At 72.3% G+C, this 23,679-nt stretch carries 1 protein-coding gene (cut by a window edge); it reads left to right on the forward strand.

Annotation, left to right across the window (positions count from 1 at the left end):
- Positions 1 to 23,679, forward strand: partial view of a type I polyketide synthase gene (locus tag M4D82_RS27365; protein WP_249768695.1) — the 5' portion only. Its footprint extends 10,704 nt past the window's final position; 23,679 of the gene's 34,383 nt are visible here — the first part of the coding sequence; the start codon lies at positions 1 to 3; the stop codon falls past the right edge of the window.

Consider the following 23,679-nt stretch of genomic DNA (forward strand, 5'->3'; position numbering starts at 1 on the left):
ATGTTGAACGAGTCCCAGGATTTCGCAGCCGAAATCGACGGCGCCCCCGAGGCCGGCGAAACCCAGGACGTCAGCAGCGGCGACAGCTCCGAACGGTGGCGCGAACGCCTCTCCGGGCTGACCGAGGGCGAACAGCACACCGCCCTGCTCGACTGGGTCTCCACGCTCGTCATCGCCGCCCTGCGCGACAACGCACCCACCCTCCTCGACCCCCACCGCTCCTTCCTCGACCTCGGCTTCGACTCCCTCGCCGCCGTCGACCTGCACGCCCGCCTCGTCGCCGACACCGGCCTGCGCCTGCCCGTCACCCTGGCCTTCGACCACCCCACCCCCGCGCACCTCACCCGCCGGATCCACGCCCTCCTCATGGGCCTGACCGCCCCCGCCGAGGCCCCCGTCACCGCCGCCATCAGCAGCGACGAACCCATCGCCATCGTCGGAATCGGTTGCCGATTCCCCGGCGACGTGCATTCCCCCGAAGCGCTCTGGGACCTCGTCGCCGCAGGCACCGACGCCATTTCCGAATTCCCCACCGGACGCGGCTGGAACCTCGACTCGCTCTACGACCCGGACCCCGACCGATCCGGCACCACCTACGCGCGCGAAGGCGGATTCCTCCACGACGCCGACCAATTCGACGCCGCGTTCTTCGGAATCTCCCCGCGCGAAGCCCTCGCCATGGACCCCCAGCAGCGCCTCCTGCTGGAAACCTCCTGGGAGGCCTTCGACCGGGCCGGCGTCGACCCCGCAGGACTGCGCGGCGGCCAGGTCGGCGTCTTCGTCGGCGCCGAAACCCAGGAATACGGCCCCCGACTCGAAGACGCCGCCGACGGATTCGAGGGCTACCTCGTCACCGGCAACGCCGCGAGCGTCGCCTCCGGCCGCATCGCCTACACCTTCGGCTTCGAAGGCCCCACCGTCACCGTCGACACCGCCTGCTCCTCCTCCCTGGCCGCCCTGCACCTCGCCGTCCAGGCCCTGCGCACGGGCGAATGCTCCCTCGCCCTCGCCGGCGGCGTCGCCGTCATGGCGAGCCCCGGCTCCTTCGTCTCCTTCAGCCGCCAGCGCGGCCTCGCCCCCGACGGCCGCTGCAAGCCCTTCGCCGCCGCCGCCGACGGCACCGCATGGGGCGAAGGCGCCGGCATGCTGCTCGTCGAACGCCTCTCCGACGCCCGCGCCAACGGCCACCGCGTCCTCGCCGTCGTCCGCGGCACCGCCATCAACCAGGACGGCGCCAGCAACGGCCTCACCGCCCCCAGCGGCCCCGCCCAACAGCGCGTCATCCGCCAGGCCCTCGCCAACGCGGGCCTCGCCGCCGCCGACGTCGACGCCGTCGAGGCGCACGGCACGGGCACCACTCTCGGCGACCCGATCGAAGCACAGGCACTCCTGGCCACCTACGGACAGGACCGCCCGGCCGACCGGCCGCTGTGGCTCGGCTCCCTGAAGTCCAACATCGGCCACACCCAGGCCGCCGCCGGCGTCGCCGGCGTCATCAAGATGGTCATGGCCATGCACCACGGCGTGCTCCCCAAGACCCTCCACGTCGACGCGCCCACCCCGCACGTCGACTGGGAGGCCGGAGCCGTCTCCCTGCTCACCGAACCCGTCGCCTGGCCCACCGCCGACGCCCCGCGCCGCGCGGGCGTCTCCTCCTTCGGCATGAGCGGCACCAATGCCCATGCCATCATCGAAGAGCCGCCCGCCCAGGACCGCGATGAGACCGAGGCAACCGGCGAGGAGGGAGACCAGCCGTCCGGGCAGGTCGCCGAGCTCCTCCCCTGGGCACTCTCCGCCAAGACCCCCGAAGCCCTGCGCGACGCCGCCCGCCGCCTCGGCGACTGGCTCGACACCCACCCCGACGCCGACCCCCTCGACATCGGCCACTCCCTCGCCACCACCCGCGGCCGCTTCGAACACCGCGCCGTCGTCCTCGGCGACGACCCCACCACCCGCCGGCGCGCCCTGCACGCCCTCGCCGACGCCGCCGACACTCCCGCGGACACCCCCACCGGCATCCCCGGCATCGTCCCCACCGGCATCCCCGGCGTCGTCCACGGCGCACCCGCCGCGGGCCGCACCGCCATCCTCTTCACCGGCCAGGGCAGCCAGCGCCTCGACATGGGCCGCGAACTCTACGAGACCTACCCGGTGTTCGCCGACGCCCTCGACAACGCCTCCTGGTACCTCGACGAACAACTCGAACACCCGCTGCTCGACGTCCTGTTCGCCGACCAGGACACCCCCGAAGCCGCCCTCCTGCACCAGACCGGCTACACCCAGCCCGCCCTGTTCGCCATCGAGGTCGCCCTCTACCGCCTCGTCGAATCCTGGGGCGTCAAGCCCGACTTCGTCGCCGGACACTCGATCGGCGAGATCGCCGCCGCACACGTCGCCGGCGTCCTGACCCTGGAGGACGCCTCCGCCCTGGTCGCGGCACGCGGACGCCTGATGCAGGCACTGCCCACCGGCGGCGTGATGATCGCCGTACAGGCCTCCGAGGACGAGATCCTGCCGCTGCTCACCGACCGCGTGAGCATCGCCGCCGTCAACGGCCCGCAGTCCGTCGTCGTCGCCGGCGACGAAGACGCGACCGCCGCGATCGCGGCCGCGTTCGAGGAGCGGGGCCGCAAGACCAAGCGCCTCACCGTCAGCCACGCCTTCCACTCCCCGCACATGGACGGAATGCTCGACGAGTTCCGCCGCGTCGCGCAGGTCCTCGACTACCGCCCGCCCACCCTCCCCGTCGTCTCCCTCCTCACCGGAACCAACGCCACCGCCGCCGAGCTCACCGACCCCGAACACTGGGTCCGCCACGTCCGCGACGCCGTCCGCTTCCTCGACGGCGTGCGCACCCTCCGCGCACGCGGCGCCGACTCCTTCCTCGAACTCGGCCCCGACCCCGTCCTCACCGCCCTCGCACAGGACTGCCTGGTCACCGACCCGCAGGACCCCGCCAACCCCGTCTTCGCCGCCGCGCTGCGCGCCGGCCGCGCCGAACCGGCCACCCTGCTCGACGCCGTCGCCCGCGTGTTCGTCCGGGGCGCCGACGTGGACTGGGCCGGTTTCTACGCCGGTACGGGCGCCCGGCGGGTCGAGCTGCCGACGTACGCCTTCCAGCGGCAGCGGTACTGGATGAACGCCCGCACCGCCGGCACCGAGCCCCAGGCGGTGCCCGCGTACGGGACCGACCCGGCCGACACCGAGTTCTGGGACGCGGTCGAGCACCAGGACGTGGCCGCGCTCGCCGCCGCACTCGAACTGGACGCGGACGGCGAGCAGCCGCTGAGCGAGGTCGTCCCGGCCCTGTCGGCGTGGCGCCGCCGGGTACGGACCCAGTCCGAGGTCGACGGCTGGCGCTACCGCGACGCGTGGCAGCCGCTGACGGATGGTGGCGTCGGTGTGCGGTTGTCCGGTGTGTGGCTGGTGGTGGTTTCGGCCGGTGGTGTGGATGCCACGGCTGTGGTGGATGCGCTGGTCGGGCGGGGGGCTGAGGTTCGCCGGGTGGTGGTCGAGGCCGGTGTGGTGGAGCGGGATGCTCTGGCCGGTGCGGGTTCCATCGCTGGTGTGGTGTCGTTGCTCGCCCTGGACGAGGCCGATGGTCTCGTTGCCACGGCTGAGTTGGTGCGGGCGTTGGGCGAGGCCGGTGTGGAGGCGCCGTTGTGGTGCCTGACCCGGGGTGCGGTGAGTGTCGGTCGGTCGGATCGGCTGGTCTCGGCTGTTCAGGCGCAGGTGTGGGGTCTGGGGCGGGTGGCCGCTTTGGAGCTTCCCGGGCGGTGGGGCGGTTTGATCGACCTGCCCGAGGTGTGGGACGAGCGGGCGACGGGCCGGCTGGTTGGTGTGCTGGCCGGTGGGCTTTCTGGTGAGGACCAGGTCGCGGTGCGGTCGTCGGGGGTGTTCGGGCGGCGGTTGGTTCGGGCTGCTGCCGGTGGTGCGGGTTCGTGGGCGCCGTCGGGGACGGTGTTGGTGACCGGTGGTACGGGTGCTCTGGGTGGGCACGTCGCGCGGTGGTTGGCCGGGGCGGGTGTCGAGCGGCTGGTGTTGACCAGCCGCCGGGGTGCGGACGCGCCCGGTTCCGTCGAGCTGGTGGAGGAGTTGTCCGGGCTGGGTGTTGAGGTGTCGGTGGTGGCGTGTGATGCCGCTGATCGGGACGCTCTGCGGGCCCTGCTCGTGGCCGAGGCGGAGACGCTGACGGCTGTCGTGCACACCGCCGGGATTCTGGACGACGGTGTGCTGGATGCGCTGACGGCCGAGCGGTTCGAGAGCGTGCTGCGGGCGAAGGCGGTTTCCGCGCTCAACCTGCACAAGCTGACCGTCGAGCTCGACATCGAGCTCTCCGCCTTCGTGCTGTTCTCCTCGATGAGCGGCACCATCGGTGCCGCCGGTCAGGGCAACTACGCCGCCGCGAACGCCTACCTCGACGCGCTCGCCGAGCAGCGGCGGGCCGCCGGCCTCGCCGCGACCTCGATCGCCTGGGGTCCCTGGGCCGGCAGCGGCATGGCCGCCGACGAGGCGATGGACGCGCGGATGCGGCGCGAGGGCGTGCCCCCGATGGCCCCCGACGCGGCGATCACCGCGTTGGCGCAGGCCGTTGGCGCGGGCGAGACCGCCCTGACCGTCGCGGACATCGCCTGGGACCGGTACGCGGCCGTCGTCGCCGCCGTACGTCCCCACCCGCTGATCCTCGACTTCGTCACCACCGCGGCGGCGGGCGAGGCCGCCGTCACCGGTCACGGAACCGTGGTGACGGGCGCCGACGTCGCGGGAGCCGCGTTCGCGAAGCTGGCCGAGCTGCCGCGCGCCGAGCAGGAGCGGGAGCTGCTCGCCCTGGTCCGTACACAGGTCGCGGCCGTTCTCGGACACGAGGGCGCGGACGCCGTCGGCGCCGAACGGGCCTTCAAGGAGCTCGGATTCGACTCCCTCACCGCCGTCGACCTGCGCAACCGCCTCGGCGCGGCGACCGGGCTGAAGCTCCCCACCACCCTCGTCTACGACTACCCGACCTCGTCCGCCCTCGCCGAACACCTGCGCGGCGAGCTGGTGGGCAGCGCGCAGGCGGCGGACGCCGCCCTGCCGATGGCGGTGGCGACCGACGACGGCGATCCCATAGCGATCGTCGCGATGAGCTGCCGCTTCCCGGGCGGGGTCCGGACTCCGGAAGACCTCTGGCGCGTCCTCGCCCAGGGCACGGACGCGGTCGCCGAGTTCCCCGCCGACCGTGGCTGGGACCTCGACCGCCTCTACGATGCCGACCCGGACCGGCCGGGCACCTCGTACACGCGCGAGGGCGGTTTCCTCTACGACGTCGCGGACTTCGACGCCGACTTCTTCGGCATCTCGCCGCGCGAGGCCCTGGCCATGGACCCGCAGCAGCGCCTGCTGCTGGAAACCGCGTGGGAGGCGTTCGAGCGCGCCGGCATCGACCCCTCCGTGCTGAAGGGCAGCCGGGCCGGTGTCTTCGTGGGCACCAACGGTCAGGACTACCTGTCCCTCGTCGCCGGTGAGGCCGACGGCCTCGAAGGCCACGTCGGCACGGGCAACGCGGCGAGCGTGGTATCCGGGCGGCTGTCGTACGTGTTCGGGCTCGAAGGCCCGGCCATCACCGTCGACACCGCCTGCTCGTCGTCGCTGGTCGCCCTGCACCTGGCCGTTCAGGCGCTGCGGCAGGGCGAGTGCACCATGGCGCTCGCCGGTGGTGTGACCGTGATGTCCACCCCGGACGCCTTCGTCGACTTCAGCCGGCAGCGCGGTCTGGCGGAGGACGGTCGGATCAAGGCGTTCGCGGCGGGTGCGGACGGTACGGGGTGGGGTGAGGGTGTCGGCATGCTGCTCGTCGAGCGGCTGTCGGATGCCCGCCGCAACGGTCACCCGGTCCTCGCGGTGGTGCGTGGTTCGGCGATCAACCAGGACGGTGCGAGCAACGGTCTGACGGCGCCGAACGGGCCGTCGCAGCAGCGCGTGATCCGCGCCGCCCTCGCGAGTGCGGGCCTGTCCGCCGCTGATGTGGACGCGGTGGAGGCGCACGGTACGGGCACGCGGTTGGGTGACCCGATCGAGGCGCAGGCACTGCTGGCGACGTACGGCCAGGAGCGTCCGCAGGGGCAGCCGCTGCTTCTGGGCTCGGTGAAGTCGAACATCGGTCACACGCAGGCCGCTGCGGGTGTGGCCGGTGTGATCAAGATGGTGTTGGCGATGCGGCACGGGGTGCTGCCGCAGACCCTGCACGTCGATGAGCCGACGCCGCACGTCGACTGGTCGGCCGGTGAGGTGGAGCTGCTGACCGAGGCGGTGGAGTGGCCGGAGACCGGCCGTCCGCGCCGGGCCGGCGTGTCCTCGTTCGGCCTGAGTGGCACCAACGCCCACACGATCATCGAGCAGGCGCCGAGCGCGGACGAGACCACGGCCCCCGCGGCCCTGATCGGTGACACCGCTCCCGTTCTGCCGTTCGTCGTCAGCGGCAAGAGCCCCGCCGGGCTGCGCGCCCAGGCGGCGCGGCTCGCGTCGTGGCTGGCCGAGAACCCGCAGGCCGCCCTCGCGGACACCGCGTACGCGCTCGCCGCCCAGCGGTCGAGGTTCGAGACGCGGGCGGTGCTGGTCGCCGGCTCCGAGAGCCGGGAAGCGCTGACGGCCGGCCTGCGCGGGCTCGCCGCCGGTGAGCCGGTGCCGGGGCTGGTACGGGGCGAGGTGTCGGGGGGCGGGCTGGCCTTCCTGTTCACGGGGCAGGGCAGCCAGCGGCTGGGGATGGGGCGTGAGCTGTACGACGCGTTCCCGGTGTTCGCCGATGCGTTGGACGCGGTGTGCGCGCGGTTCGACAGCCGGCTCGACGTGCCGTTGAAGGACGTGCTGTTCGGGGCCGAGGGCGATGTGCTGGACCGGACGGAGTTCACGCAGCCGGCGTTGTTCGCGGTGGAGGTGGCGCTGTTCCGGCTGGTGGAGAGCTGGGGTGTGCGGCCGGATTTCGTGTCCGGGCATTCGATCGGTGAGATCGCTGCCGCGCATGTGGCGGGTGTGTTGTCGCTGGACGACGCGTGTGTGCTGGTGGCGGCGCGTGGGCGGTTGATGCAGGCGCTGCCGGCGGGTGGCGTGATGATCGCGGTGCAGGCGTCGGAGGGTGAGGTCCTGCCGCTGCTGACGGATCGGGTGAGCATCGCGGCGGTCAACGGTCCTCAGTCGGTGGTCATCGCCGGTGACGAGGACGCGGCGGTGGCCGTGGTGGAGGCGTTCACCGGGCGGAAGTCCAAGCGGCTCACGGTCAGCCACGCGTTCCACTCGCCGCACATGGACGGCATGTTGGACGACTTCCGCCGGGTGGTGGAGGGGCTGGCCTTCGACGCCCCGCGCATTCCGGTCGTGTCGAACCTGACCGGGGCTGTTGTCTCCGATGAGATGGCCTCGGCGGACTTCTGGGTCCGGCACGTCCGGGAGGCCGTCCGGTTCCTGGACGGCGTCCGCGCCCTGGAGGCGGCCGGCGTCACGACGTACGTCGAGTTGGGCCCGGACGGGGTGCTGTCCGCCCTGGCGCAGGACTGCCTGACCGGCGACGCGGACACCGCCTTCGCCCCGGCGCTGCGCGCCGGGCGCGACGAGGCCGAGTCCGTGGTCGGTGCGGTGGCGCGGGCGTTCGTACGGGGCGGGGAGGTCGACTGGTCCGCCTTCTTCGCCGGTACGGGTGTCGGGCGGGTGGAACTGCCGACGTACGCCTTCCAGCGGCAGCGCTTCTGGCCGGAGTCGGTCCGGTCGAGTGGCGGTCCCGTGTCGGCCCCGGAGGTCGACGGGGTGGACGCGCGGTTCTGGGACGCGGTGGAGCGCGGCGATCTGGCGGCCTTGCTGTCCGAACTGGAGGTGGCGGACGACGCGAGCTTCGGCGCCTTCGTCCCCGCCTTGTCGGCGTGGCGCCGGCAGAACCGGGAGCAGGCGCAGGTCGATGGCTGGCGTTACCGGGTGTCGTGGAAGCCGCTGACGGCGGCCGCGCTGTCGTCCGGGGCGCCGCGCGGTGAGTGGATCGTCGTCGTACCGGCCGCGTGTGAGGACGACTCCCTGGTCGCGGCCGTCACTGGTGCGCTGGTCGGGCGGGGGGCTGAGGTCCGCCGGGTGGTGGTCGAGGCCGGTGTGGTGGAGCGGGATGCTCTGGCCGGGCTGCTGACCGACGCGGTCTCCGGGCCTGTCGCGGGTGTGGTGTCGTTGCTCGCCCTGGACGAGGCCGATGGTCTCGTTGCCACGGCCAGCCTGGTGCGGGCGTTGGGCGAGGCCGGTGTGGAGGCGCCGTTGTGGTGCCTGACCCGGGGTGCGGTGAGTGTCGGTCGGTCGGATCGGCTGGTCTCGGCTGTTCAGGCGCAGGTGTGGGGTCTGGGTCGGGTCGCTGCGCTGGAGGTTCCCGGGCGTTGGGGTGGTCTGGTGGACCTGCCTGAGGTGTGGGACGAGCGGGCGATGGGCCGGCTGGTTGGCGTACTGGCCGGTGGTCTCGCGGGTGAGGACCAGCTGGCGGTGCGGTCGTCGGGGGTGTTCGGGCGGCGGTTGGTTCGGGCTGCTGCCGGTGGGTCGGATGCGTGGGCGCCGTCGGGGACGGTGTTGGTGACCGGTGGTACGGGTGCTCTGGGTGGGCACGTCGCGCGGTGGTTGGCCGGTGCGGGTGCTGAGCGGCTGGTGTTGACCAGTCGTCGGGGCGCGGATGCGCCCGGGGCTGCGGAGCTGGTGGAGGAGTTGTCCGGGCTGGGTGTTGAGGTGTCGGTGGTGGCGTGTGACGCCGCTGATCGGGACGCTCTGCGGGTGCTGCTGGCGGCCGAGGCGCAGACGCTGACGGGCGTGGTGCACACTGCCGGGGTTCTGGACGACGGTGTACTCGACTCCCTGACGGCCGAGCGTTTCGAGAGCGTGCTGCGGGCGAAGGCGGTTTCCGCGCTCAACCTGCACGAGCTGACCGTCGAGCTCGGCATCGAGCTCTCGGCGTTCGTGCTGTTCTCCTCGATGAGCGGCACGATCGGTGCGGCCGGTCAGGGCAACTACGCCGCTGCCAACGCCTACCTGGACGCGTTGGCCGAGCAGCGGCGTGCTGCCGGGCTCGCCGCGACCTCGATCGCCTGGGGCCCGTGGGCCGAGGGCGGCATGGCCGACGATGACGCGTTGGCGGCGCGGATGCGCCGGGACGGCGTACCGCCCATGGACGCACAGCGGGCGATCCGTGCCCTCCGGCAGGCCGTCGGCGCCCAGGACGTCGCCGTCACCGTGGCCGACGTCGAGTGGGAGCGCTATCTCTCCCACCACACCGCCGTACGCCCCAGCGAACTGTTCAGCGAGCTGAGCGAGGTACGCGAGACCCGTGCGGCCGCGCAGGACCGGGCCGGAGCCGGAGCCGGAGCCCACGGGCAGGCGAACGCCGGCAGCCCCCTCACCCTGTCCGGCCGGCTGGCCGTCCTCGCCCCCGCCGAGCAGGAGCGGGAGCTGCTGAGCCTGGTCCGCACGCACGTCGCCGCCGTACTCGGTCACGCCGGCGCCGAAGCGGTGGGCGCGGAACGCGCCTTCAAGGAGCTGGGCTTCGACTCCCTCACCGCCGTCGAGCTGCGCAACCGCCTCGGCGCGGCGACGGAGCTGCGGCTCCCCGTCACCCTGATCTACGACTACCCCACCTCCGCCGCCCTGGCCGAGCACCTCCGCGCCGAGCTCGTGGGCAGCGTCCCCGTCTCCGGTGCCCTGCTGCCCGTCGCCTCGGCCGTCGACGGCGATCCCATCGCGATCGTCGCGATGAGCTGCCGCTTCCCGGGCGGGGTCCGGACTCCGGAAGACCTCTGGCGTCTCCTCGCCCAGGGCACGGACGCGGTCGCCGCGTTCCCGGCCGACCGCGGCTGGAACCTGGACCGGCTCTACAGCCCCGACCCCGACCAGACGGGCACCTCGTACACCCGCGAGGGCGGATTCCTCGCGGATGCCGCCGAGTTCGATGCCGACTTCTTCGGCATCTCGCCGCGCGAGGCCCTGGCCATGGACCCGCAGCAGCGCCTGCTGCTGGAAACCGCGTGGGAGGCCTTCGAGCGCGCCGGTATCGACGCCGAGACGCTGCGCGGCAGCCGGGCCGGTGTCTTCATCGGCACCAACGGACAGGACTACCTCTCCCTGGTCGCCCGCGAACAGGACGGCCTGGAAGGCCACGTCGGCACGGGCAACGCGGGCAGTGTCATGTCCGGCCGCGTGTCGTACGTGTTCGGACTCGAAGGCCCGGCCGTCACGGTCGACACCGCCTGCTCGTCGTCGCTGGTCGCCCTGCACTGGGCGGTCCAGGCGCTGCGCCAGGGCGAGTGCACCATGGCCCTCGCGGGCGGCGTCACGGTCATGTCGACGCCCGAGAACTTCATCGACTTCAGCCGGCAGCGCGGTCTGGCGGAGAACGGTCGGATCAAGGCGTTCGCTGCGGGTGCGGACGGTACGGGGTGGGGCGAGGGTGTCGGCATGCTGCTCGTGGAGCGGCTGTCGGACGCGCGCCGTAATGGCCACCCGGTGTTGGCGGTGGTGCGTGGCTCGGCGATCAACCAGGACGGTGCGAGCAATGGTCTGACGGCGCCGAACGGGCCGTCGCAGCAGCGCGTGATCCGGCAGGCGCTGGCCAGTGCGGGTCTGTCGGCCGCGGATGTGGACGCGGTGGAGGCGCACGGTACGGGTACCCGGCTCGGGGACCCGATCGAGGCGCAGGCACTGCTGGCGACGTATGGCCAGGAGCGTCCGGAGGGGCAGCCGCTGCTGCTCGGTTCGGTGAAGTCGAACATCGGTCACACGCAGGCGGCTGCGGGTGTGGCCGGTGTGATCAAGATGGTGTTGGCGATGCGGCATGGAGTGCTGCCGCAGACCCTGCACGTGGACGCGCCGACGCCGCACGTCGACTGGTCGGCCGGTGAGGTGGAGCTGCTGACCGAGGCGGTGGACTGGCCGGAGACCGGCCGTCCGCGCCGGGCCGGCGTGTCCTCGTTCGGCATCAGTGGCACCAACGCGCACACGATCATCGAGCAGGCGCCGGACGCCGAGCCGTCCGAGAACCCCGATGCGCTGCCGACCGTACGCCCGGCGCGTGTCCTCCCGTACCTCCTGTCCGGCAAGACCACGGAAGCCCTCCGGGCGCAGGCGGCGGCCCTGACCGCTCACCTGGAGGCGGGCAACGCGGGCGCGCTCGACGTGGCGTACTCGCTGGCCACGAGCCGCGCGCACCTCGACCACCGGGCGGCTGTCGTCCTGGTGGACGAGGGCGAGGGCGAGGCCGAGGGCCTGCGGGGCCTCCTGAGGGGGCTCGCCACCGGGGAGTCCTCGTCCCGGATCGCGACGGGAACGGCAGGCGACGGCCGTACCGCCTTCCTGTTCACGGGGCAGGGCAGCCAGCGCCTCGGGATGGGTCGCGAGCTCTACGACGCGTTCCCGGTGTTCGCGGACGCGCTGGACGCGGTGTGCGCCCACCTGGACGCGGTACTGGACGTGCCGTTGAAGGGCGTGCTGTTCGGGGCCGAGGGCGAGGTGCTGGGCCGGACGGAGTTCACGCAGCCGGCGTTGTTCGCGGTGGAGGTGGCGCTGTTCCGGCTGGTGGAGAGTTGGGGTGTGCGGCCGGATTTCGTGTCCGGGCATTCGATCGGTGAGATCGCCGCCGCGCACGTGGCGGGCGTCTTCTCGCTGGAGGACGCCTGCGCGCTGGTGGCGGCGCGTGGGCGGTTGATGCAGGCGCTGCCGGGTGGTGGCGTGATGATCGCGGTCCAGGCGTCGGAGGATGAGGTCCTTCCGCTGTTGACGGACCGGGTGAGCATCGCGGCGATCAACGGGCCGAGGTCGGTGGTGGTCGCGGGTGACGAGGACGCCGCCGTCGCGATTGCGGAGGCGTTCGCCGACCGCAAGAGCAAGCGGCTCACGGTCAGCCACGCGTTCCACTCGCCGCACATGGACGGGATGTTGGAGGACTTCCGCCGGGTGGTGGAGGGGCTGACCTTCGACGCCCCGCGCATTCCGGTCGTGTCGAACCTGACCGGTGCGCTCGTCACCGACGACGAGATGGGTACGGCGGACTTCTGGGTCCGGCACGTCCGCGAGGCCGTCCGGTTCCTGGATGGTGTGCGGGCCCTGGAGGCGGCGGGCGTCACGACGTACGTCGAGCTGGGCCCGGACGGGGTGCTGTCGGCGCTGGCTCAGGAGTGCGTGACCGAGGACGCCGTCTTCGTGCCTGTGCTGCGCAAGGACCGCACCGAGACCGAGACCCTCGTCACGGCTCTCGCGCAGGTTCACGTCCAGGGTGTGGGCGTCGATTGGTCGGCGTTCTTCGCGGGTACGGGTGCGCGGCGGGTGGAGCTGCCGACGTATGCCTTCCAGCGGCAGCGGTTCTGGCCGAGTGCGGTGGCGTTCGCCGGCGGTGACCCGGAGTCGATCGGTCTCGGTGACGCCGGGCACCCGCTGCTGGGTGCGACGGTGGCGCTCGCCGATTCCGAAGGCGCGATCCTGGCGGGCCGTCTCTCGCTGGACACGCATCCGTGGCTTGCCGATCACACGATTCACGGTGGCGTTCTGCTGCCGGGCACGGCCTTTGTCGAGCTCGCGGTGCGGGCCGGTGACCAGGTCGGTTGCGATGTGGTCGAGGAACTGACGTTGGAGGCGCCGCTGGTGCTGCCCGAGCGGGGCGGCGCTCAGCTCCAGCTCGTGGTCGAGGCGCCGGCTGCGGGCGGTGGGCGGCCGTTCGCCGTGTACTCGCGGCGTCAGGACGCGCTCGCGGAGGAGCTGTGGACACGCCACGGGTCGGGTGTGCTGGCGAGTGGCGCCCGGTCGGAGGCGGCGCAGGAGTTCGGTGAGCTGGCCGTCTGGCCGCCCGTGGACGCCGTACCGGTGGACGTCAGCCGGCTCTATGGGGATCTGGCCGAGGTCGGTGTCGCGTACGGGCCGCTGTTCCAGGGGCTCACGGCGGCCTGGCGTCGTGGAGATGAGCTGTTCACGGAGGTCGTGCTGCCGGAGGACGGGCGTCGGGACGCGGCGCGCTTCGGACTGCACCCGGCCCTCCTCGACGCGGGTCTCCACGCCATCGGCTACGGCGACCCGTCGGGGCAGGCCGATTCGGGTGCGCTGCTGCCCTTCTCGTGGGCGGGTGTCTCGCTGTATGCGGTGGGTGCGTCCGCGCTGCGGATGCGGTTGACGCCGATGTCTGCGGGTGATGCGCACACGCTGGCGCTGTTGGTGGCGGATGGGGTTGGGCGGCCGGTGGCGGCTGTGGAGTCGCTGACGCTGCGGCCGGCTTCCGCCGAGCAGGTCAACGCGGCCGGTGGCGGGCATGTGGAGTCGCTGTTCCGGGTCGAGTGGCTGCCTGTGACGGCCGGTGCGGCTGCGGCCGATCTTCGGTGGGCGGTGCTGGGTCGGGACGCGATCGGTCTGGCCGGCACGGGCGCCGAGGTCGTCGAGTACGCCGATGCGGCCGCGCTGGGTGCGGCTCTGGAGGCGGGTGAGCCGGCTCCGGACGCGGTCTTCGTGCTGCCGTCTGGTGACGCGCCGTCTGGTGACACGGTGGGTGCCGTTCACGCGGCGGTCAACGCGGCGCTGGAGACGGTCCAGGAGTGGCTGGCGGATGAGCGGTTCGCCGGGACGCGTCTGGTCTGGGTGACGTCGGGCGCGGTGGCTGTTGAGGCCGGTGCGGGTGTGGCGGATCTGGCGGGTGGCGCGGTGCGTGGTCTGCTGCGTTCGGCGCAGTCGGAGAATCCCGGTCAGCTGCTGATGCTGGATGTTGATGGGGACGGGGTGTCGTCCGCGGCGATTGCGTCCGCGCTGGCGTCCGGTGAGCCGGAGGTGGCGATCCGGGGTGGTGTGGTCAGCGCGCCGCGTTTGGTGCGCGTGCCGTCGTCGGAGGGTGTGTCGGAGCTGCCGACGGGCTTTGGTGCTTCGTCGGGGACGGTGCTGGTCACTGGTGCCACGGGGAGCCTGGGGCGGTTGTTCGCCCGTCATCTGGTGACGGCGTACGGGGTCGAGCGGCTGCTGCTGACCAGCCGTCGGGGGCCTGACGCCGAGGGCGCGGAAGAGCTCGTCGCGGAGCTGGTCGGGTTGGGTGCGCACGTCGACCTGGTGGCTTGTGACATTGCTGATCGGGACGCGCTGGCCAGGCTGTTGGGCGGCGTATCGGCCGAGCATCCGCTGACCGCCGTGGTGCACACGGCCGGTGTGCTGGACGACGGTGTGTTGGCGTCGCTGACGCCGGAGCGGGTGGCGGCCGTGTTGCGTCCGAAGGTGGACGCTGCCTGGAACCTGCACGAGCTGACCCGGGGCTTGGGCTTGGAGGCCTTTGTTCTGTTCTCGGGCGCGGCTGCCGCGTTCGGTGCGGCGGGGCAGGCGAACTACGCCGCCGCCAATGCCTTCCTGGAGGGCCTGGCCGAGCAGCGCCGGGCCGAAGGCCTCCCGGCGACCGCCCTCGCGTGGGGTCTGTGGGCCCCGCAGGCCGGTAGCGGCGGCGGTATGGCCGGGCAGCTCGACGAGGTCGACCTGCGGCGCATCGCCCGGGACGGGGTTGGCGCCCTGGCCGCCGACGAGGGGCTCGCGCTCTTCGACACGGCCATGACGGTGGACGCGGCGGTGCTTCTGCCGATGCACCTCGACGTGGCGGTCCTGCGGGCGCAGGCGGTGTCGGCGGGCTCGACGCCGGCGCTGCTGCGGGCGCTCGTACGGGTCCCCGCGCGCCGGATGGTCGAGCGGCGCGCCGGCGGTACGGGCGAGGGTGCATCGCCGCTGGTCGCGCGCCTGCTGGCCCTGCCGGAGACGGAACACGAAGGTGTGCTGCTGGACCTCGTGTGTGGGCGTGTGGCGGCCGTTCTGGGTCACGCCGGTGCGGACGCGGTCGACGCCGAGCGGGCCTTCCGGGATCTGGGCTTCGACTCCCTGACGGCTGTTGAGCTACGGAACGTACTGAAGGCCGAGACCGGCCTTCGTCTGCCGCCGACCCTGATCTTCGACTACCCGACGCCGCTCGCCCTCGCCCGCCACCTCCTGGCGGAGCTTGCCGTGACCGGCCGCCGTTCCGGTGGCCAGGCTGCGCACGGTCTGCGGATACCGGTAGGGACCGCTGCGGGCGTGGCGGACGACCCGATCGTGATCGTGGGGATGGGCTGCCGGTTCCCCGGTGGTGTCCGGACCCCGGAGGACTTGTGGCAGCTCGTCGCCTCCGGCGGGGACGGTGTCACCGCGTTCCCGACGGATCGTGGCTGGGACGTCGAGGCGCTGTACCACCCGGATCCGGATCACGCGGGGACCTCGTACACGCGTGAGGGCGGTTTCCTGCACGATGCGGCGGAGTTCGATCCGGCGTTCTTCGGGATCTCGCCGCGCGAGGCGCTGGCGATGGACCCGCAGCAGCGGCTGCTGCTGGAGACCTCCTGGGAGGCCTTCGAGCGCGCGGGCATCGACCCGGCCGCTGTGCGTGGCAGCCGAACGGGCGTCTTCGCCGGCGTGATGTACCACGACTACGTGAGCGGCATCGGTATCGGGGACGGTGTCGGTGGGGGAGACGAACTGCCCGAGGGCGTCGAGGGATACCTCGGCACCGGCAACGCGGGCAGCATCGCGTCCGGTCGTATCGCGTACACCTTCGGCCTCGAAGGCCCGGCGGTCACCGTGGACACGGCCTGCTCGTCCTCCCTCGTCGCGCTGCACTGGGCGATCCAGGCACTGCGCAATGGCGAGTGCGACATGGCACTGGCCGGCGGTGTCGCCGTCATGGCGACGCCGGAGACGTTCATCGACTTCAGCCGGCAGCGCGGTCTTTCGGCCGATGGTCGCTGCAAGTCCTTCGCGGACGGCGCGGACGGCACCGGTTGGGCCGAGGGCGCGGGCATGCTCCTGGTCGAGCGGCAGTCGGACGCCCTGCGGCACGGGCACCCGATCCTGGCCGTGGTGCGCGGTTCCGCGATCAACCAGGACGGTGCGAGCAACGGCCTGACGGCGCCGAACGGCCCTTCGCAGCAGCGCGTGATCCGCGAGGCCCTGGCCGGCGCCGGCCTGTCGGCGGCCGATGTGGACGCGGTGGAGGCGCACGGTACGGGTACCCGGCTCGGTGACCCGATCGAGGCGCAGGCCCTGCTGGCGACCTATGGTCAGGAGCGGCCGGCGAACCGGCCTCTGCTGCTGGGTTCGATCAAGTCGAACATCGGGCACACGCAGGCCGCGGCGGGTGTCGCCGGTGTGATCAAGATGATCATGGCGATGCGGTACGGGGTGCTGCCGAAGACGCTGCACGTGGATGCACCGTCGTCTCAGATCGACTGGGAGGCGGGCGAGGTCAGCCTGCTGACGGAGGCCGTGGATTGGCCGGAGACCGGCCGTCCGCGCCGGGCGGGTGTGTCCTCGTTCGGCATCAGTGGTACCAACGCCCACACGATCATCGAGCAGCCGCCGGTCGTGGACGCGGTGGAGGCGACCGAGGCGGACGTACTGCTGCCGGTCGTGCCCTGGGTGCTGTCGGCGAAGGGAGAGGACGCCCTGCGGGCGCAGGCGCGTCAGCTTGAGTCGTACGTCCTGGCGGCGGGGGATCTGCGTCCCGTTGACGTCGCGTGGTCGCTGACGTCGGGCAAGGCCTCGTTCGAGGACCGCGCGGCGGTCATCGCGGCGGACCGTGAGGGGCTGGTGGCCGGCCTCGCGGCGCTGGCGGAGGGCGGTTCGGCGCCGGGAGTGGTGACGGGCTCGCCTGTCGGCGGGAAGGTGGCCTTCCTCTTCACCGGTCAGGGCAGCCAGTGGCTGGGGATGGGTCGGGAACTGTACGACGCCTTCCCGGTGTTCGCACGGGCGCTGGACGCGGTGTGTGAGCGGCTGGACCTTGAACTGCCGCTTAAGGAGGTGTTGTTCGGGTCGGATGCCGGTCTGTTGGACGAGACGCGGTTTACGCAGCCGGCGTTGTTCGCGGTGGAGGTGGCGCTGTTCCGGCTGGTGGAGAGCTGGGGTGTGCGGCCGGACTTCGTGTCCGGGCATTCGATCGGTGAGATCGCTGCCGCGCATGTGGCCGGGGTGCTGTCCCTGGACGATGCGTGTGTGCTGGTGGCGGCGCGTGGTCGGTTGATGCAGGCGCTGCCGGCGGGTGGCGTGATGTTCGCGGTGCAGGCGTCGGAGGAGGAGATTCTTCCGCTGCTGACCGACCGCGTGAGCATCGCCGCGATCAACGGGCCGCAGTCGGTCGTGATCGCGGGTGACGAGGATGCCGCCGTCGCCATCGTGGAGTCGTTCGCGGATCGGAAGAGCAAGCGGCTGACCGTCAGCCACGCGTTCCACTCGCCGCACATGGACGGGATGTTGGACGACTTCCGCCGGGTGGTGGAGGGGCTGACGTTCGCGGCTCCGCGGATCCCGGTGGTTTCGAACCTGACCGGCGCGGTCGTCTCCGATGAGATGGGTTCGGCCGAGTTCTGGGTGCGGCACGTGCGGGAAGCCGTTCGCTTCCTCGACGGCATGCGGGCCCTGGAGGCCGCGGGCGTCACGACGTACGTCGAACTCGGCCCTGGGGGCGTCCTCTCCGCCATGGGCCAGGAGTGTGTGACGGGCCAGGACTTCGCCTTCGTACCCGTTCTGCGCAACGGGCGACCGGAGCCGGAGACGGTCGTCGCTTCGCTTGCTCAGGCCCATGTGCGGGGCCTGAACGTGAACTGGTCGGCGTTCTACGCCGGTACCGGTGCTCGGAGGGTGGACCTGCCGACGTACGCCTTCCAGCGGCAGCGCTTCTGGCTCCAACTGACGGGCGGGACGGCTGAACGGAGCGGCTACGCGGGTGACCTGGACTCCGGCTTCTGGGACGCGGTGGAGCGTGAGGACCTGGGGTCCCTCGTCGACACGCTGGGCATGGAGGACGAGAGCGCCTGGAGCTCGGTCCTGCCGGCCCTGTCGGCGTGGCGCCGTGGCCTGCGGACCCAGTCCGAGGTCGACCGCTGGCGTTACCGGGTGTCGTGGAAGCCGCTGGCGGATGGTGGCGTCGGTGTGCGGTTGTCCGGTGTGTGGCTGGTGGTGGTTCCGGTCGGTGGTGTGGATGACGCGGCCGTCGTGGATGCGCTGACCGGGCGGGGGGCTGAGGTTCGCCGGGTGGTGGTCGAGGCCGGTGTGGTGGAGCGGGATGCTCTGGCCGGTCTGCCGGCCGGGGCGGGTTCGGTTGCCGGTGTGGTGTCGCTGCTGGCGCTGGACGAGTCCGCCGGGGTGGTTCCCACGGCTGAGTTGGTGCGGGCGTTGGGCGAGGCCGGTGTGGAGGCGCCGTTGTGGTGCCTGACCCGGGGTGCGGTGAGTGTCGGTCGGTCGGATCGGCTGGTCTCGGCTGTTCAGGCGCAGGTGTGGGGTCTGGGTCGGGTCGCTGCGCTGGAGGTTCCCGGGCGTTGGGGTGGTCTGGTGGACCTGCCTGAGGTGTGGGACGAGCGGGCGATGGGCCGGCTGGTTGGCGTACTGGCCGGTGGTCTCGCGGGTGAGGACCAGCTGGCGGTGCGGTCGTCGGGGGTGTTCGGGCGGCGGTTGGTTCGGGCTGCTGCCGGTGGGTCGGATGCGTGGGCGCCGTCGGGGACGGTGTTGGTGACCGGTGGTACGGGTGCTCTGGGTGGGCACGTCGCGCGGTGGTTGGCCGGTGCGGGTGCTGAGCGGCTGGTGTTGACCAGTCGTCGGGGCGCGGATGCGCCCGGGGCTGCGGAGCTGGTGGAGGAGTTGTCCGGGCTGGGTGTTGAGGTGTCGGTGGTGGCGTGTGACGCCGCTGATCGGGACGCTCTGCGGGTGCTGCTGGCGGCCGAGGCGCAGACGCTGACGGGCGTGGTGCACACTGCCGGGGTTCTGGACGACGGTGTACTCGACTCCCTGACGGCCGAGCGTTTCGAGAGCGTGCTGCGGGCGAAGGCGGTTTCCGCGCTCAATCTGCACGAGTTGACCGTCGAGCTCGGGATCGAGCTGTCGGCGTTCGTGCTGTTCTCCTCGATGAGCGGGATGACCGGTGCGGCCGGTCAGGGCAACTATGCCGCCGCGAACGCTTACCTGGACGCGTTGGCCGAGCAGCGGCGGGCCGCCGGGCTCGCCGCGACCTCTCTCGCGTGGGGTCCGTGGGCCGAGGGCGGCATGGCCGACGATGACGCGTTGGACGCGCGGATGCGGCGTGAGGGGCTGCTGCCCATGGCGCCGGACACGGCGATGGCCGTGCTGCGCCAGAGCGTGGCCGCGTCGGGTGATGCGGTGCTCCTCGTCGCGGACGTGGACTGGGAGCGCTTCGGGCCCGCCTTCACCGCCGTACGCCCCAGCACGCTCTTCGCCGAGCTGCCCGAGACCCGGCCCGCCGGGCCGGCTGCTCGCGCCGAGGTCAACGGTTCGCCGGTCGGGAAGTTCGCCGGGCTTGGTGCTGCCGAGTTGGAGCGGGAGCTGCTCGGCTTGGTCCGCGCGCAGGTCGCGGCGGTGCTCGGGCACGACGGTTCGGAGGCGGTGGGTGCGGAACGGGCCTTCAAGGAGCTGGGCTTCGACTCCCTCACCGCGGTGGAACTGCGTAACCGGCTCGGTGCCGCGACCGGTGTGACCCTGCCGGCCACGCTGATCTTCGACTACCCGACGGCCTCCGCGCTCACGGCGTTCCTGCGGGACGAACTGCTGGGCACCCAGGCGGAGATCGCCGGTCCGGTGGTGGTCGCGGGTACGGCCGTGGACGACGATCCGATCGCGATCGTGGCGATGAGCTGCCGCTTCCCGGGCGGCGTCCGTACGCCCGAGGATCTGTGGCAGCTGCTGGCGAGTGGCGGCGACGCCATCGGTGAGTTCCCCGTCGACCGTGGTTGGGACCTGGAGCGGCTCTACAGCCCGGACCCGGATCAGCAGGGCACGTTCTACGTCCGCGAGGGCGGCTTCATCTACGACGTCGCGGACTTCGACGCCGACTTCTTCGGCATCTCGCCGCGCGAGGCCCTCGCCATGGACCCCCAGCAGCGCCTGCTCCTGGAAACCACCTGGGAGGCGTTCGAGCGCGCCGGGATCGACCCGGCCGCCGTGCGCGGCAGCCAGGCCGGTGTGTTCATCGGCACCAACGGCCAGGACTACGACGGCACGTTCCAGGTCGTCCCGGAGGGCATCGAGGGCTTCCTCGGCACCGGCAACGCGGCGAGTGTCGTCTCCGGTCGCCTCTCGTACGCGTTCGGGCTTGAAGGTCCGGCGGTCACCGTCGACACTGCCTGCTCGGCATCCCTGGTGGCGCTTCACTGGGCCGTTCAGGCACTCCGTAACGGCGAGTGCTCGCTCGCGCTGGCCGGTGGTGTGACCGTCATGTCGTCGCCGGGTGCCTACATCGACTTCAGCCGGCAGCGCGGCCTGGCGGTGGACGGTCGGATCAAGGCCTTCGCGGCCGGCGCGGACGGTACGGGCTGGGGTGAAGGTGTCGGCATGCTGCTCGTCGAGCGGCTGTCGGATGCCCGCCGCAACGGTCACCCGGTCCTCGCGGTGGTGCGTGGTTCGGCGATCAACCAGGACGGTGCGAGCAACGGCCTGACGGCGCCCAACGGGCCGTCCCAACAGCGCGTCATCCGCGCCGCCCTCGCCAGCGCGGGCCTGTCGGCCACGGACGTGGACGCCGTCGAGGCGCACGGTACGGGTACCCGTCTGGGCGACCCCATCGAGGCGCAAGCCCTGCTCGCGACGTACGGCCAGGAGCGGGCGGCCGACCAGCCGCTGCTGCTCGGCTCGATCAAGTCGAACATCGGTCACACGCAGGCCGCCGCCGGCGTCGCCGGTGTGATCAAGATGGTCCTGGCCATGCAGCACGGGGTGCTCCCGCAGACCCTGCACGTCGATGAGCCCACCCCGCACGTGGACTGGCAGGCGGGCGAGATCGCCCTGCTGACCGAGCAGCGCGAGTGGCCCGATACGGGCCGCCCCCGCCGGGCCGGCATCTCCTCGTTCGGCTTCAGTGGCACCAACGCCCACACGATCATCGAGCAGGCCCCGCAGGCCGACGAGGCGGAGCCGGCCGCGCTGCCGCAGACGCGTCCTGGCGTCCTGCCGTGGGTGCTGTCCGCGAAGAGCGACGCGGCCCTGCGCGTCCAGGCCGAGCGCCTGGCGACGTGGATCACGTCGGACGACGAGCTGCCGGCTCCCGCCGACGTCGCCTACTCCCTGGCCACGTCCAGGGCGGCGCTCGACCACCGCGCCGCTGTCCTCGCGGAGGACCCGGCGGCGTTCCTCGCCGCGCTGCACGCTCTTGCGGCCGGTGAGCGGGTACCCGGGCTGGTGCGCGGGACGGTTTCCGCTGGCGGGTTGGCCTTCCTCTTCACGGGGCAGGGCAGCCAGCGCCTCGGGATGGGTCGCGAGCTGTACGACGCCTTCCCGGAGTTCGCGGACGCGCTGGACGCGATCTGTGCCCGCATGGACGCGCAGACGGAACTTCCGCTGAAGGACGTGCTGTTCGGTACGGATGCGGAACTGCTGGACCGGACCGAGTTCGCGCAGCCGGCGTTGTTCGCGGTGGAGGTGGCGCTGTTCCGGCTCGTGGAGAGCTGGGGGCTGCGGCCGGACTTCGTGTCCGGGCATTCGATTGGTGAGGTTGCTGCCGCGCATGTGGCGGGTGTGTTGTCGCTGGACGACGCGTGCACGCTGGTGGCGGCGCGTGGTCGGTTGATGCAGGCGCTGCCGGCGGGTGGCGTGATGATCGCGATCCAGGCGTCGGAGGAGGAGATCCTGCCGCTGCTGACGGACCGGGTGAGTATCGCGGCGGTCAACGGGCCGAGGTCGGTCGTGGTCGCGGGTGACGAGGACGCCGCCGTCGCGATTGTGGAGGCGTTCGCCGACCGCAAGAGCAAGCGGCTCACGGTGAGCCACGCGTTCCACTCGCCGCACATGGACGGGATGTTGGAGGACTTCCGCCGGGTGGTGGAGGGGCTGACCTTCGACGCCCCGCGCATTCCGGTCGTGTCGAACCTGACCGGGGCTCTCGTCTCGCACGACGAGATGGGTACGGCCGACTTCTGGGTGCGCCACGTCCGCGAGGCCGTCCGCTTCCTCGACGGCATCCGCGCTCTGGAAGCCGCCGGCGTCACGACGTACCTCGAACTCGGCCCGGACGGGGTGCTGTCGGCGCTGGCTCAGGAGTGCGTGACCGAGGACGCCGTCTTCGTGCCCGTGCTCCGTAAGGACCGCGCCGAGGACCAGGCCGTCACCACGGCTCTCGCGCAGGTTCACGTCCAGGGTGTGGGCGTCGATTGGTCGGCGTTCTTCGCCGGTACGGGTGCGCGGCGGGTGGAGCTGCCGACGTACGCCTTCCAGCGGCAGCGGTTCTGGCCGAGTGCGGTGGCGTTCGCCGGCGGTGACCCGGAGTCGATCGGACTCGGCGACGCCGATCACCCGCTGCTGGGCGCGGCGGTGACCCTCGCCGACTCGGACGGTGTGCTGCTCGCCGGCCGTCTGTCCCTCGACACCCACCCGTGGCTTGCCGATCACACGATCCACGGTGGCGTTCTGCTGCCGGGCACGGCCTTTGTCGAGCTCGCGGTGCGGGCCGGTGACCAGGTCGGTTGCGATGTGGTCGAGGAACTGACGCTGGAGGCGCCGCTGGTGCTGCCCGAGCGGGGCGGCGTTCAGCTCCAGCTCGTGGTCGAGGCGCCGAACGCCTCCGGCGGGCGGCCGTTCGCCGTGTACTCGCGGCGTCAGGACGCGCTCACCGGTGAGCCGTGGACGCGTCACGGGTCGGGTGTGCTGGCGGCCGGTGCACGGTCGGAGGTCGAGCAGGAGTTCGGTGACCTGGCCGTATGGCCGCCGGTCGACGCCGTGCCGGTCGACGTGAGCGGGCTGTACGCGGAACTGGCCGGGGACGGCATGGCGTACGGACCGCTGTTCCAGGGGCTGAAGGCGGCCTGGCGGCGGGGCGCGGAGCTGTTCACGGAGGTGGCGCTCCCGGAGGACGGACACCGGGACGCGGCGCGCTTCGGACTGCACCCGGCCCTGCTCGACGCCGGCCTGCACGCCATCGGCCACGGCGACCCCGCCGCGGCTGACACCGGCGCACAGCTGCCCTTCTCGTGGGCGGGTGTCTCGCTGTATGCGGTGGGTGCGTCCGCGCTGCGGATGCGGTTGACGCCGATGTCTGCGGGTGATGCGCACACGCTGGCGCTGTTGGTGGCGGATGGGGTTGGGCGGCCGGTGGCGGCTGTGGAGTCGCTGACGCTGCGGCCGGCTTCCGCCGAGCAGGTCAACGCGGCCGGTGGCGGGCATGTGGAGTCGCTGTTCCGGGTCGAGTGGCTGCCTGTGACGGCCGGTGCGGCTGCGGCCGATCTTCGGTGGGCGGTGCTGGGTCGGGACGCGATCGGTCTGGCCGGCACGGGCGCCGAGGTCGTCGAGTACGCCGATGCGGCCGCGCTGGGTGCGGCTCTGGAGGCGGGTGAGCCGGCTCCCGACGCGGTCTTCGTGCCGACTTCCGGTGGCGTACAGGACGGTGACGTCGTCGGCTCGGTCCATGCGGCGGTCAACGCGGCGCTGGAGACGGTCCAGGGGTGGCTGGCGGATGAGCGGTTCGCCGGGACGCGTCTGGTGTGGGTGACGTCCGGTGCGGGTGTGGCGGATCTGGCGGGTGGCGCGGTGCGTGGTCTGCTGCGTTCGGCGCAGTCGGAGAATCCCGGTCAGCTGGTGATGCTGGATGTTGATGGGGACGGGGTGTCGTCCGCGGCGATTGCGTCCGCGTTGGCTTCTGGTGAGCCGGAGGTGGCGATCCGGGGTGGTGTG

This window comes from Streptomyces sp. RerS4, from assembly GCF_023515955.1.
Taxonomy (GTDB): Bacteria; Actinomycetota; Actinomycetes; order Streptomycetales; family Streptomycetaceae; genus Streptomyces.